The sequence below is a fragment of the Cardinium endosymbiont of Oedothorax gibbosus genome, assembly GCF_936981045.1.
Taxonomy (GTDB): Bacteria; Bacteroidota; Bacteroidia; order Cytophagales; family Amoebophilaceae; genus Cardinium.
In genome coordinates this window covers 187,586-201,742 of the sequence record NZ_OW441264.1, presented here as the reverse complement: position 1 = coordinate 201,742, position 14,157 = coordinate 187,586, and the positions used below count along the sequence as shown (strand labels likewise).

General features: G+C 35.8%; 9 protein-coding genes and 3 pseudogenes. 9 read left to right on the top strand and 3 right to left on the bottom strand.

Features of this window, described 5'->3' with window-relative positions; all coding sequences use genetic code 11:
- Positions 1-320 precede the first annotated feature (320 nt).
- The 9 genes and pseudogenes from NBW36_RS00920 to NBW36_RS00880 all read left to right on the top strand — a co-directional run.
- Complete coding sequence (locus tag NBW36_RS00920) at positions 321-992, top strand: hypothetical protein (protein ID WP_250238496.1); 672 nt, start codon at positions 321-323, stop codon at positions 990-992.
- Between the two features lie 104 nt (positions 993-1,096).
- Positions 1,097-1,657 (top strand): MotA/TolQ/ExbB proton channel family protein, encoded by a 561-nt coding sequence (locus NBW36_RS00915; protein WP_250238495.1) that lies wholly within the window; start codon positions 1,097-1,099, stop codon positions 1,655-1,657.
- A 31-nt stretch (positions 1,658-1,688) separates the two neighbouring features.
- Positions 1,689-2,087 carry an ExbD/TolR family protein gene (locus NBW36_RS00910; protein ID WP_439099478.1) on the top strand — a complete coding sequence of 133 codons (399 nt, stop codon included), beginning with the start codon at positions 1,689-1,691 and terminating at the stop codon, positions 2,085-2,087.
- An 86-nt stretch (positions 2,088-2,173) separates the two neighbouring features.
- The gene (locus NBW36_RS00905) at positions 2,174-2,767 is read left to right on the top strand and encodes a hypothetical protein (RefSeq protein ID WP_250238491.1); all 594 of its coding nucleotides are present in this window, start codon (positions 2,174-2,176) and stop codon (positions 2,765-2,767) included.
- Between the two features lie 191 nt (positions 2,768-2,958).
- On the top strand, positions 2,959-3,990 hold the full coding sequence (gene porK, locus NBW36_RS00900) for a T9SS ring complex lipoprotein PorK/GldK (RefSeq protein ID WP_250238489.1): 1,032 nt from the start codon (positions 2,959-2,961) through the stop codon (positions 3,988-3,990).
- A gap of 101 nt (positions 3,991-4,091) precedes the next feature.
- A complete protein-coding gene (porL, locus tag NBW36_RS00895) occupies positions 4,092-4,853 on the top strand; it encodes a type IX secretion system motor protein PorL/GldL (protein ID WP_250238481.1) in 762 nt (253 codons plus the stop codon).
- A 49-nt stretch (positions 4,854-4,902) separates the two neighbouring features.
- Positions 4,903-6,483: a type IX secretion system motor protein PorM/GldM gene (gene porM / locus NBW36_RS00890; protein ID WP_250238479.1), complete on the top strand. Its 1,581-nt coding sequence runs from the start codon at positions 4,903-4,905 to the stop codon at positions 6,481-6,483.
- Positions 6,484-6,496: 13 nt separating this feature from the next.
- A complete protein-coding gene (porN, locus tag NBW36_RS00885) occupies positions 6,497-7,279 on the top strand; it encodes a type IX secretion system ring subunit PorN/GldN (protein ID WP_250238477.1) in 783 nt (260 codons plus the stop codon).
- 998 nt (positions 7,280-8,277) lie between these two features.
- Positions 8,278-9,000: pseudogene (locus NBW36_RS00880) on the top strand (IS982 family transposase); the annotation flags it as partial.
- A 186-nt stretch (positions 9,001-9,186) separates the two neighbouring features.
- On the opposite strand, the pseudogene NBW36_RS00875 reads toward NBW36_RS00880, so the two are convergent.
- From NBW36_RS00875 to NBW36_RS00865, 3 genes and pseudogenes are all read right to left on the bottom strand, one after another.
- Positions 9,187-10,068 (bottom strand): annotated as a pseudogene (locus NBW36_RS00875) (IS982 family transposase).
- Positions 10,069-10,983: 915 nt separating this feature from the next.
- A pseudogene (locus tag NBW36_RS00870) lies at positions 10,984-12,161 on the bottom strand (IS256 family transposase).
- A 144-nt stretch (positions 12,162-12,305) separates the two neighbouring features.
- Complete coding sequence (locus tag NBW36_RS00865) at positions 12,306-14,078, bottom strand: AAA family ATPase (protein WP_250238475.1); 1,773 nt, start codon at positions 14,076-14,078, stop codon at positions 12,306-12,308.
- Between the last annotated feature and the right edge of the window lie 79 nt (positions 14,079-14,157).

The following is a 14,157-nucleotide window of genomic DNA, read 5'->3' as shown; positions in this document are numbered from 1 at the left end:
ATAAGTATGGTTAAATATAATACTTTTTATTAGCCGAACAAAAAAGCGCCTTTTGTAAAAAGTTGCGATTAGAAAGGCCACCCCTTAAAGATAGAAAATCAGCAGCCGCTCTGCGGGACCCAACCAAACTGATTTTCTTTCTATCTTTAGGGTTGGCCCTACTTTTTGCATGAGGGCCTGATTTTTTAGCTACTTTTTTATGGAGAAAAAATAGCATATCCACTACTTTTTCTAGAAATTTATTATAATTGCTTTAGCGGATACAGCCACAACCTATTCTGCAATTTGCTTCATTCAGTTGTATTCAAAATTTTTTTAGTATGTCTACCAACTTTACGGATCATAAATTTGGGTTGCCCAAACCAGACTTTCAAGCACTGCCTAAAAAAAAAGTTACATGGCGCCTGCTGGTTATTGTAGGTATAATCGTCCTGCTTGTCGCAGCCAAAGTGAGTTATAATTTCTTTTTTAAGGAAGTAAAAAACCCTACATCTTGTGCTCAAGCAGCCAATAACAAGCCCACTACCGACCAAACCACAGATACAAGTAAACCATCGCCTTCCGAAATAAGGCCTTCAACAGAAGTGGGTGCAAATGCTCATACAACAATCCATCCATCCGTTTGTGAGGCCAATACGTTTGAACATAAACAAAACAACAAAATAAAAAAAAGCATTAGTGCGACTCAAAAGCAGCTGGCAGCCAAACAAAGTAAGTCACTGGTCAAACCAGGTACCTATCAAGAAGTAAAGGAACCACAGGGCATATACCATCTAGTGGTGGTCAACCATTTAGACAAATGGTCTGCAATGAAAGTGGTGCAGCAGCTAATGAAAAACAACTTGGGTGTCTGCCTTATCTTACCTAGAATCGACAAGAGGGAAAAGTACTATCGTGTTACTATAGGGCATAGTAAAACCCGATATGAAGCAGATGCAAAGCTTGCACAATTCAAACGAATGTACAACAATATCTTTATTTTGAAATATTAATCCCTATATTTAGGCTAACCTTAGCCACCCTATACTAGTTAATAACTATGAATATATATACCTCACGAACACTATTAGGCCTGCTGTTAAAAGGTGGTTGGCTCATGTTGCCGCTTGTATTGTTATCGTTAATAAGCCTCTACATAATAGCAGAGCGTCTATTGACTTATCGAAAGTACTTGAGCTGTTCTAGCAGTTTTTTAGAGGCGATAGAAGAAGTATTAAACAATGGAGATGTGTCTAAAATACAACACATCTGTGGTGAACAGGATAACATCATAGAAAAAGTAATCAGCAAAGGGATCGAGCAACAGCAAGCTTCCAATCTTGCATTGATTTTAGAAAGTGAATCTAATAGGATGATAGCCTTTTTAGAAGAAAAGCTTTCTTGCCTAGCGACGATCTCTGGAGCAGGACCTATGATTGGCTTTTTGGGTACTGTAACCGGTATGATTCAAACATTTATAGCCATTTCCGAAGAAAAGCATCACATCTCTTCTCAGCTTTTTTCAAGTGGCATTTATGAGGCAATGGTTACAACTGTAGCAGGATTGATAGTTGGAATTATAGCTTACCTGGGTTATAATTACTGTATTGCTCAGGTCAGTAAAGCTACAGCAAGGTTGAGCTATCTAGTAAATCTCTTTTTAGCTAAAGTTAAATAGGTATTGGCAGCATACTAAAACAAGTAAGAATTTGAAAATCAGCACAAAAAATACAATAGATGCTTCTTTTAGCATGGCTTCTATGACTGATATTATATTTTTACTATTGCTTTTTTTACTTATTACAACCAGTTATAGCCCCAAGACGCTTCCTATTGACTTGCCATTAAGTACACATGAAAGAACCGAGCCTGTACAAGTCAATGTCACTGTTACCGCTCAGCCAGCCTATTATGTGGAAGGGAAGCGGGTTGCCTTTAACCAACTACAAAACGTATTAGAGGATGTATTAGCCAAAACATCCAGTAAAGTTGTTTTATTACATATGGATAAAGGGCTTTCTATAGCCCATATGGTTAAAGTAGCGGATATAGCTAATCAACTAGGAGCTGCTGTTTCCATAGCCACCGAATTTGGAAAGAAACGATGAAAAGTAGCGGGTTATTTTCCCCAAATGGAAAAGGCATCGCCATATCGATCGGTTTACATCTATTTGTTTTAGGATTAGCCTATTATATGCAACGCATCCCAACGGCAGGCGCTTCTAGCGGGCAAGCTTATAGAATTGCTTTACAACCGGCTACCATTTATACTATAACAAAAGATCATCCGTCTAACCATAACCCTCAAGCACAAAAACAAACCGCTCGTCCAGTAGTCGCCCAAACCAATCCGTCATCTAAGAAAAAGAATACGTACTTGCGTGCGCAACAGCAGCACCGAAAGCAACTAGATGGAAAGGGAACACAAAAACTTGCACAACCTCATAAAAAACCTCTTAAAACGCCTAAAATAGATGAAAGAGGGTTATACAACAGAGGAAAAAACTGTGTCAAACAAACAGGCGCTATCCTTGAATTAAAGGGTTGGGAATGGGATGCAGTGCCCAATCCAAATGATACTACAGAAGAATGCGGTAAAATAGTTTTTGAAATTAAAGTAGATCAAGATGGTGAAATTATTTCTATTCAAACTATTGAGAAAACAGTTACCCCTATGGTAGAAAAGATCTATGCAGATGCACTGCGTGCGCTTACCTTTAGCAAAACAGCTGGGACACCATCTGGTATCTCTACAGGTAAGGTTACCTTTGTGCTAATAGCCAAATAGCAATTTATTTAATAGCATGTGTCTATCTTACTTTTTATAAGGCGTGGTTTTTGCTTGTATTGGCTAACACGACCAGGTAGCTGAACAGGCAATGGACATTCGTAATGTTATGGAAACTTTGTGAAAAATAAAAAAGTTCATAGCTTTATTGAGTTTATTGCTTCACAAAAACATCTTTTCATAATATTCTTATGTTTTTAGCTTCTTATAAATGCTTTTTATTTAAACTTTTTAAGCGTAGCTTAACCATTCTATTGGTACTTACTTATATAACAATGGGCAGTTGTGGTACGATTCCTGATGACAAAGGAGAAATTATAGGTTACAGCAATAAGGTAAAATGGAAAAATGATGTCCCTTTAGGTATGGTACTTATTCCAGCTGGTACATTTTTAATGGGTGGCGGGGTCAACCAAAGCGTGATTGCCAAAACCCATATCACACAAATTACAACTGTAGCGCCATTCTATATAGATGAGGCGCCCGTTACCAATGCAAAATACCGTGCATTCATAGATATTGTTCAAGCTGATCCAACAGCATATGGGTTAAACGAAGCATATATCAATGAAAAGTTAATTCCTGACATAACAGTTTGGCGAAAAGATTTTCCAGATATGTTTATGGACGACTCATTTGGTGCAAACTATTGGAATGATTGCCGCTTTGATCATTACCCTGTAGTGGGCATCACTTGGGAGGCAGCACAACAGTTTGCACATGTTCGTTCTATTTACAGGAACAAGTATTTAGAAGCTCAAGGACTACCTCCTGCTCCTAACTTTAGACTTGCTACGGTTGCTGAATGGGAATATGCTGCAAAAGGAGGCCGAGCATCTGGACAGTATCCATGGGGAGGTCCTTCTGTAAGAGATCAAAAAGACAAGTTATTGGCTAATTTTCAGGTTACAAAGGGGAACTATGCTGCATCTGGTTACGCCTATACCGCTCCAGTAAAGGCTTTTCCACCTAACGATTATGGCCTTTATGATATGGCAGGTAATGTTTCAGAATGGTGTAAAGATGCATATAGCCCCTTACTGATCCATAAAAGTGAGGCAATTAGTCCCTTTTATAGAGATGAAGAAGGAGTGTTTAAGGTCATCAAAGGAGGCTCCTGGAAAGACTATGCCTATTCGCTACAAACAGGAATTTCTGATTGTGAGCATAAAGATATACCACGCTGCTATATTGGCTTTAGATGTGTGATGTCTGCCATATAACTTGTATTAATCATACATTTATTGACTATTTAAATTCTTAAAACATAATGAAACATAATCTAATAAACAGTTCTTTTACATATAAGTTTTATAATACTATCATGCCCTTTATCTACAATATTGGTGCAGCCATTGTAATTTTTGGGGCCATGTTTAAGTTATTAAACCTACCTGGAGGCAGCATCATGTTGGGGATTGGACTTTTTACAGAAGCAATCATTTTCCTTTTAAGTGCTTTTGCACCTAAGGAACAAGCCATAGATTGGTCGCGCGTATATCCTGAACTAGCGCCTGATTATAAGGGTAAAAATTTGGCAAATCGTTCTGTACCAACAGCCCATACCATTACCCAAAAGTTTGACCAATGCTTGGAAAAAGCTTCCATAGACATCTCTTTATTAGAAAATTTAGCGGCTACTATGCGTCGTTTTTCAGAAAATATGGCTAATGTGCCTTCTTTTGCTAATGTTAGTGAGGTCACAGAAGCCTATGTGCATCATGTAGGACAGGCTACGCAAGTGATTGGAGATATTGCTAAAGTAAATGACGCAGTTGGGCATATACTTCATTCGCTTATAACGCTCTCTTCTGAGCGTAAATTGACCCATTATTTTAGTCAAATGGAAGAAATGACTGATACATTAACCTCCATGAATGGGCTTTATAAAAAAGCTTTAGCCCATATGGAAGACCAGATTACCCATACCAGTACGCTGTATGACTATTTAGAAACCGCTTTAAAAGCAATGGAAGTAGCAGGTAACGAATCGATACACTTTAAAAAAGAGCTTGCCTTACTAAATGAAAAAGTAACCGCCCTGAACGAAATATATGCCAAGACTTTAACCGCTTTTAAAAGCTAAATGGTTATATAATTCATAAAAATAAGTTACTAATCAATGTTTAAATAGTATGGGTCAAGAAAAATTAAGTTCCAGACAAAAAATGATAGGGGTGATGTATCTAGTGTTAACGGCCATGTTAGCACTTCAGGTCAGCTCTAGTGTATTAGATAAATTCATGGTATTGAGTCACAGTATTGATACCAGTCGAAAGCTACAATTCAGCCAAAATGAACGTGCCATTCAGTCATTAAAAAACATGGGCAAAGATATGGGCAATCGTCGAGAAGATATAAAAATATTGACACAAGTGTTGGCTATGCATCAGGATACGGTAGCACTAGTGGATTATATCGATGGATTAAAAAAGCAGTTAATTGATGCAGAGGGCGGTATCGATCGCCTCACCAAATTACCCAAAGGGTTGAAAAGTGACACGGCAGTAGCCCGCTTTATGATCAATAAAGGAGAAGGGGGTATATTAAAAACCAAATTAAATGGATATATAGCACAGCTTTCTAACCTGGTTCATAAACCTTATACACCTATTGCTTTTGATGCAAAGAACCATGATTTTTTTAGTCATGATCCCAATCAAGCTAAAAAAGACTTTGTTACATTAAATTTTGACCACACACCACTTGGTGCTGCATTGGCTACATTGAGCCAGTTCGCATCTGAAGTGGTCACTACAGAAGCAGATGCCATCAACACATTGGGCAACATTATTGGTTCTTCTGATGTTAAATTTGACACACTTAAATTATTAGCCAACACCAAGTCGTACATTGTCACTGCTGGAAGCAAGTATGAAGCAGATTTAATTTTAGCGGCCTCTTCTTCTGCAGTAACTCCAGAAATGTTTATCGATGGCCAACCCATTAGGGTACAAGATGGCGTAGGAAAAGTCTCCTTTACAACCTCCCCTGGTAGCTATGACAGCCATGGATTTGCTAAAAAGACCTTTAAAGCTGCTATAAAATTGAGGCTACCTGGGGGTAAGGAATCTATCATTACAGAGGATATACCCTATCAGGTTGCCAAACCTGTAATTCAAGTAAAGGCTGCTGCAGTACAGTCACTTTATCGCAATTGTGGAAACGAATTGGACATTCAAGTCCCTTCTCTTGGTGCTGCCTATAATCCACGCTTTAAAGTAGAAGGGGGTATTATCATACCTGGGCCCAAAAAGGGAGTAGTCACCGTGATGCCTAAGGCTAACGAAGTTAAATTGAAAGTATATAATGAAGACAACTTAATAGATACAGTATCTTTTATAGTGCAAAATATTCCGACTCCACAAATTTCTATCACCACCAAAAATAAGCCTATTGATATGAAATTAGGCATACCTGCACCTGGGCCCAGGGTAGTTGAAGCAAAAGTAATCCCCAACAAGTATTTTCAGGATTTCCTACCCAAAGATGCCAGGTACCAAGTAGTAGAATGGGTGATTACGTTAGCCAGAGGTAGTCGTCCTGTGCATACATTAAAGGTAAACCAAAGTATTGCGGATTTGCACAGCATAGCATCTCTTGCTAAACCAGGTGATCGATTGGTAGTTGAAATAAAAAAAATAGAAAGAAAAAACTTTAAAAATGAAGTTGAAACCATTATGGATAGATCATGCTTCAATATTTTACTTAATTAATTGTACCACTACTATGTCTTTCAACAAGCGTTTTTTTGCCCTAGCTATTTGGTTAAGTCCTATTGCATCGTCCTATGGACGTACAGATCATTTATCCCAAAGTTATAGTCCCCATGCTACTCGACCTATAGCTAGAGCCTATGTTTTATATGCCAGAAAAGTTTGGAGGGAAATATATTTAAATGAAAAACAAAATGGTCCTTGTTTTATGCATGGCAAAGAAATTTCCAAAGTCATTGTAGATGGAGCAAAAAATGGATTACTGACAACCTATATAGATGACACCCTGACGGAAATCATGCCTCAAGCGCAATTTTTGAAAAATTTACAAATTTCAGGAGAAGATGCACAAACTACTACGCATGAATTTTTTCCAAAGGAAATTTCTACATTAAGATTGGTAGAGCATGTAATCTTTAATAAGATTACGGCTAGACAAGAGTATGATATTGAATCTATTCAATTAATTGTCCCGGGTAGAAACCATCCTCCCACCTATTTAGATCACACTATAGCTACTTTCAAGTATAAAGATGTAATAGATTATTTTAACAAGCTACCTTTTGAATCAGTTTGTTGGTACAACACCGCCAACGCTGCAGAAAACTTAACCTGGATAGATGCTTTTGCACTTAGACTATTTGGCAGCAGGATTGTAAAAGTGGGCAATATAGATGATACCACTGTAGATGAGCTATATGAAAAACAACCTGGTGACGGCAAAAGGTTGATTGCTTCTCAAAAGCTAGCGGTAGAAATTGATGTAGAAACGGAAGCATTTTTATCTGATTATTAACTAAAACAGAATCCACTATACGGACACCATTACATTGTGTATCTGCTTAACTGTAGGGTGTACTTTCCAAGCACAACTTTTTGCAAGGGGACATGATTCCTTGTTTTGGGGTAGTATTCCAGATGACTGAATGGATAGAAGTAAAATTTCTAGATAGATAAACAAATCCAATATGAAGCTAAAAATAAAACGATCATTGCCACTTTTATGCCCATATATTGCTTTTACCTGCGCGCTGTCACCTTCTATTCAAGCGGCTGCTCCTATAAAGTCTTATGCTAAACCCCTTACTATAACAGCTATAGCGTTACACCTTCCTTATGCCGTGCACAAATTGCGCAGCAAAAATGAAAGTTTGTATAGCAGACTATTTTATAATGGGGATCACTGAGCAACACTATGGAATCATTCCTTGAATTTAATCGGTTTTGCTGCCCTAAGTAGTGCACTACCTGCCAAATATCTATTTTTAACAAGCGCTATTTTATTCGGTTTACAAACCTCTACCTATGTTTTTTGTCAATCTTATGGTGTGTCTTTGGTATGGTCTGGCCTAACAGGAATACTCTGTCATAGACTATGCATACAAAAAGAAGTTAAATGGCATTTGCTTTTAGCTATATTACTCAATAGTGCTACCATTGGTCTATTATGCCTATACTAAACCAGCTATAACTACTATTTCCCATTTAGGGGGTGCTTCGAGCGGTTTTGTCTTGTCATTTTTACTTCCTTATAAAAATCAGCTGTAGCGTATCCATTCAGCCCATGGCGTCAACTTAAAGAAACATATCAGTGATTACTCCAGAAAATGTACCCGTTCATCCAACGGCGTCAACTTAAGGGTTTTATTTTATTGATTTTCAATTATAAAAGTATAATTTTTAGATTAACCTGAGTTCGGGATTAGCTTGTTAAAAAATAGCTTTAAAAAGCTCCTTTGTGTTTTAAATTTGGAGATAAAAAAATACTAACCAGATTATCCAAAGGAGCCAATTATGAATGTAGAAAAATTAGTTGAAATATATTATGCTGTTGATGAATTTCTCATAAAGTTTATGCCGTATATAGAAAAACAACTGTTAACCAACTCTAAAAGAAAACCCACTAGAACTTGTTCATTAACTTTGAGTGAAATAATGACTGTTCTTATTGCCTTTCATGTGATTGGTTTTAGAAATTTTAAGTCTTATTATATTCATTTACAGCAATTTCATTCTAGTAAATTTGGAAAGTTAGTAAGCTAGAATAGATTTATAGAACTGATCCAAAGAACGTTAGTTCCCTTGTACTGTTTTACACAAAGTCTTTCTAAAACAAAAACAGGTTGTTATTTTATGGATGCAACAGCCATCAAGGTTTGCCATATCAAAAGAGCCTATACGCACAGGGTTTTTAAATCGATTGCTACTAAAGGTAAAACCAGCACCGGTTGGTTTTTTGGATTAAAGTTACACTTGATAGTCAATGATTTAGGAGAAATTATGAATTTTCAACTGACCACAGGTAAAACTAATGATAGGCTTCCTGTAGAAAATTTGTGTAAACACTTGATGGGTAAAATGTTTGCCGATAAAGGTTACATAAGCAAAGATTTATTTAAAAAACTGATCGAGAAAGGCGTGGAACTCATTACCCAGATCAGAAAAAATATGAAAAATGCTTTTATGCCACTCTGGGATAAACTGATGCTTAGAAAACGATCTATAATTGAAACTATTAACGTGAGTTCGGGATTTATTTGACTGATTTACAACAATTTAATATCAATTATTTAGTTAATATTTGCACCTATTTAACAAGTTTTTATACCTAATTTTATAAATATAATATATATAATAAACTGATTACCAGAATTATTTATTATTCAACTACCTATTTAACTGTCTATTAACCTCAGTTCGGGATTATACGTATTGTGAACCAGTCATATATATATTAGTTATAGAAGGTTTTTTCTCTTTTAGTGCATAAGCTGTAATTCCAGCTATCAAATTGACTAGAAAATTAGGTATGCTTCTATGCCTGGCATGTTCTATCTGGCTAATATTTTTGAGCTGATCTATAATAGTTTCAATTATAGATCGTTTTCTAAGCATCAGTTTATCCCAGAGTGGCATAAAAGCATTTTTCATATTTTTTCTGATCTGGGTAATGAGTTCCACGCCTTTCTCGATCAGTTTTTTAAATAAATCTTTGCTTATGTAACCTTTATCGGCAAACATTTTACCTATCAAGTGTTTACACAAATTTTCTACAGGAAGCCTATCATTAGTTTTACCTGTGGTCAGTTGAAAATTCATAATTTCTCCTAAATCATTGACTATCAAGTGTAACTTTAATCCAAAAAACCAACCGGTGCTGGTTTTACCTTTAGTAGCAATCGATTTAAAAACCCTGTGCGTATAGGCTCTTTTGATATGGCAAACCTTGATGGCTGTTGCATCCATAAAATAACAACCTGTTTTTGTTTTAGAAAGACTTTGTGTAAAACAGTACAAGGGAACTAACGTTCTTTGGATCAGTTCTATAAATCTATTCTAGCTTACTAACTTTCCAAATTTACTAGAATGAAATTGCTGTAAATGAATATAATAAGACTTAAAATTTCTAAAACCAATCACATGAAAGGCAATAAGAACAGTCATTATTTCACTCAAAGTTAATGAACAAGTTCTAGTGGGTTTTCTTTTAGAGTTGGTTAACAGTTGTTTTTCTATATACGGCATAAACTTTATGAGAAATTCATCAACAGCATAATATATTTCAACTAATTTTTCTACATTCATAATTGGCTCCTTTGGATAATCTGGTTAGTATTTTTTTATCTCCAAATTTAAAACACAAAGGAGCTTTTTAAAGCTATTTTTTAACAAGCTAATCCCGAACTCAGGTTAATAGGTTTTAACTTTGTAAAAAGAAAGAGTCCAACAAGTGGCAGAAATAGCATTTATGTATTTCCAACGAAACAATCCCAACAAAGCATCCGTAACAGACTAAAATACCTGACTTGTAGAAGAGCATCAATCAAACCTCAAGCATTCATCGAGCAAATAAAACCAGTAGTGTTAACGTGAGTTCAGGATTTATGTGACTGATTTACAACAATTTAATATCAATTATTTAGTTAATATTTGCACCTATTTAACAAGTTTTTATATCTAATTTTATAAATATAATATATATAATAAACTGATTATCAGAATTATTTGTTATTCAACTACCTATTTAACTGTCTATAAAACAAATTTTATAAATTTTTATTAATATTGATTATCAAATTAAAAAATAATCTAATCCCGAACTCACGTTATTAATAACCGATTTCGCAGATACTTAACCCATAGAAGAAAAGGCCTTGGGTGTGGGTGGCAAAGCTATCCCAATAGAAAACTCTATACAATGGGGATGTTGTACATTGGTAGTGGAATGATTAAGTATCCTGAGAGAGTTGTGCAAGGTTTATAAAGAAGACTGTCGGACCACCGTATTCGGGAAAACTGAACGTACGGTGGGATGAGGAGGGAATGGGTAAACAATGAAAAATCAAGTTAGTCAGTACTGTATTGCGAGCAATCAGAAGCAATAGATATGCCTAATTTTAAGTGGTCCAACCATTTCTTTACTCTAGACCATTACAGGGATAGAAAACATTCGTATGATTCAAAAAGGAAGTGTTCTATAAACTGTGTCACATCTCCTGTTCATCTCAACGTCTCTTTTAATCTACCGGGAAAAAAGATGTCTATCTGAGATATGGTCAACGCCCAGTTTCGCAGCGGAATAGTCCATTTATCCTCGATCTTCTTTATGGCACAATATACTAATTTATACAAAGCATTTATACTGATAAACGCTCCTTTTGTCTTGGTAAACTTCCTAATCTGCCTATGCAAGCTTTCTATAGGATTGGTGGTATAAATTAGCCTTCTGACAGAATCTGAATACTTAAAATAACCAGACAAATGTTCCCAATTATTTTGCCGAGATTTGGTAACCATTGGATACTTCCCCCCCCCCATTTTTCTTCTAATTCCAATAGATAATGCTCAGCAACTTCCTTACTTGAAGCTTGATATATTTGCTTTAAATCAGTTAAAAAACGTTTTACGTCTTTGATAGCTACATACTTGAGTGAGTTTCGTATCTGATGTACTACACAGACCTGCACTTGTGCATTAGAGAAAACGCTATTTATGGCTGAAGGAAAGCTTTTTAGGCCATCAACACAGGCAATAAGGATATCTTCTACACCTCTTTCCTTAAGCTCGTTAAGTACACCCAATCAGAAGTTAGCCCCCTCACTTTCAGACAAATAAAATCCCAATACTTCTTTTTTACCCTCTTGATCTATGCCTAACAAGGTATACATGCATTTGCTTACACATCTGCCATCTTCTTTTACCTTAAAAAACATCCTATCCATGAAAACTATCGGATAAACTGATTGAAGAGGGCGGTTACGCCATTCATTTATTATCGGTAACAAGCTATCTGTAATAGATGATATTTCAGCAGCTGATACTTTATGATCATAGATCTCTTCAACATGAACGGCTATAGATTTATAGCTCATACCACTAGAAAACATGCTTAAGATCTTGCTTTCCAGCTCAGGATGTAGGCTTGTTTGACGCTTTTTAACTATTTGTGGATCGAAACTACCTGTCCTATCCCTAGGAGTTAGCAGATCAAAGGAACCAGAACTTGTACGTAAAGTTTTAGAGCTTTTGCCATTTCTTCTATTATTTTCTGTTGAATCACTAGATAAATGGTGTGCCATTTCACCTTCTAGACTTACCTCTAGAAGCTTTTTTATCAGAGGCGTTAAAGCACCACCTTTTCCTGTTAAAGGCTTACCTAAACGGATAGAGCACAAAATATTTTCCTACAGAAATTTGTAATCTACTAAACCAACATAGGAATTGTTCTTATTTTCTTCCATGTCTAAAACCTTTAATGTTTATTTAATTAATTTATAACTTTTTATCGCCTTGACACAGTTTATAGAACACTTCCAATTAGTCTACTCATAGCCCCCTTCCTGGCCATATCTATTGGTCAAACTCACTGATCCAGAATGCTTATTGAACAGATCATAAGTAGCATAAGCAGCTAACACCGACTTTCCAGAAAAAGCAATGCCTACCTCTACTACTTCTTTTACATGAGGGTAGTGCAATATTTCAGTATGATAGGCTTGTGCTTGTATTTGCGCTAAGGCCAGCTTAGCTGCGTTTTCTAATTCTTCCTCTTGCCCAACTTGCTTAAATTCTAATAGAAGCGCTTTTGAACCTTCTTTTTTAGGTATTAATAAAAGATCATAACGGCCTAAGCCGCTTTCTCTATTCGACCGTATATAATGGGTTATACCTAAACTTGCTAACATCCCTAACACAAAACCATGATAAAAGCCTTCTGGTATTTTACTTTTTTTTGTATCAAAATAGCTAACACTTCTACACAAAAAGTAGCTAAGCTGCTCTACAAAAGAAGAGACTTCACCAGCTGCCAAATATTTTACAAAAGAATCATATTGCCTCTTTCGCTCAAACTGATTAATGAACCATTCTTGAAAGAATGTGCTATAAAGTTTCCATATTTCATAATTAGGAACTCTGACTCTACAATCATATACATTCGTATAGGCACTTAAATTATTTGTTTCAAAAGTCAAATAACCAGCAAATAATAATAGGCTCCAAAAAGATGTATCGTCTTTATCTAGGATGTCAAAAGAAAGATGTTTGTTAATAGATATATCTAAGGATTCCCGTCGCATCAACTGTTCGAACTGCTCTTTGATATCCGAATCAGCAGTAAGTATCTTTTGTTCGATTAAGTTATTATTACCCGTATTCACCCAATAGACATCAAAGCAACTCGATCTATTGATATAGGAAATAATAGACCAAGGATTATACATGACTAACTTGCCTACTCTGTAACCATTGTACCAATTTCTTACTTCTTCCATGGAAGTATTAAGACCATTTGCTTTAAATAAAGATGAAACCTCATCTTCACTAAAGCCAAAGTGGCTACTATATTCTTCGTCTAGCAAGGTATAGACTTCTAAGTTATTTAACCCAGATAACATACTATCCTTAGAAACACGCAATATTCCTGTTAATACGCCCCTCTCTAGCGTAGTATTACCCTTTAGAGAATTACTAAAGAGATTACGCATAAACTTAACCATAGCTTGCAAGTATCGCTCATTGCCATAAGCTTTATTTAGCGGAGTATCATATTCATCTATCAGAATATATACTTTTTGGCCATGATGCTGATACAAACACTGACTCAGCAGCTTTAAAGAGCTTTCTAACTGTTGCTGATTAGCCTCATTACCTGAAATTCTGTACAGTTTTTTTAGCTGTATTTTATTAACTTTATCACTACTAAATAAATAGGCATAGGACTCATAAAGGGTCGATATCAATTCATACACCGCATTATAAGCTCCTTGAAAATCATCCGAATTGACATCCTTAAAACTTAGCATAATGACAGGATACTTACCTTGATGTTGCTTAAGGTATTTGCCACCATCTAGCCTACCAATGGCTAAATTATCAAATAAGCCTGCTGTACTTATCCCATTAACCTCTGATGCAAAAAAATGCTGAAACATAGACATATTCAGTGTCTTTCCCCAACGACGGGGACGCGTAATTAAGATAACCTTATCACCCTTTTCAAGAAACTCAGCAAGCATGGCTGTTTTATCGCAAAACAGATAGTCTCCTCTCACTAACTCTTGAAAATTATCAATACCAATCGGTAACTTGTACATACTACTGTAGGTCCTTTTGAATTAGTTAGTCGTTATAACTAAGCTTATTACTAACCAATATTGTATATATCATTTATAA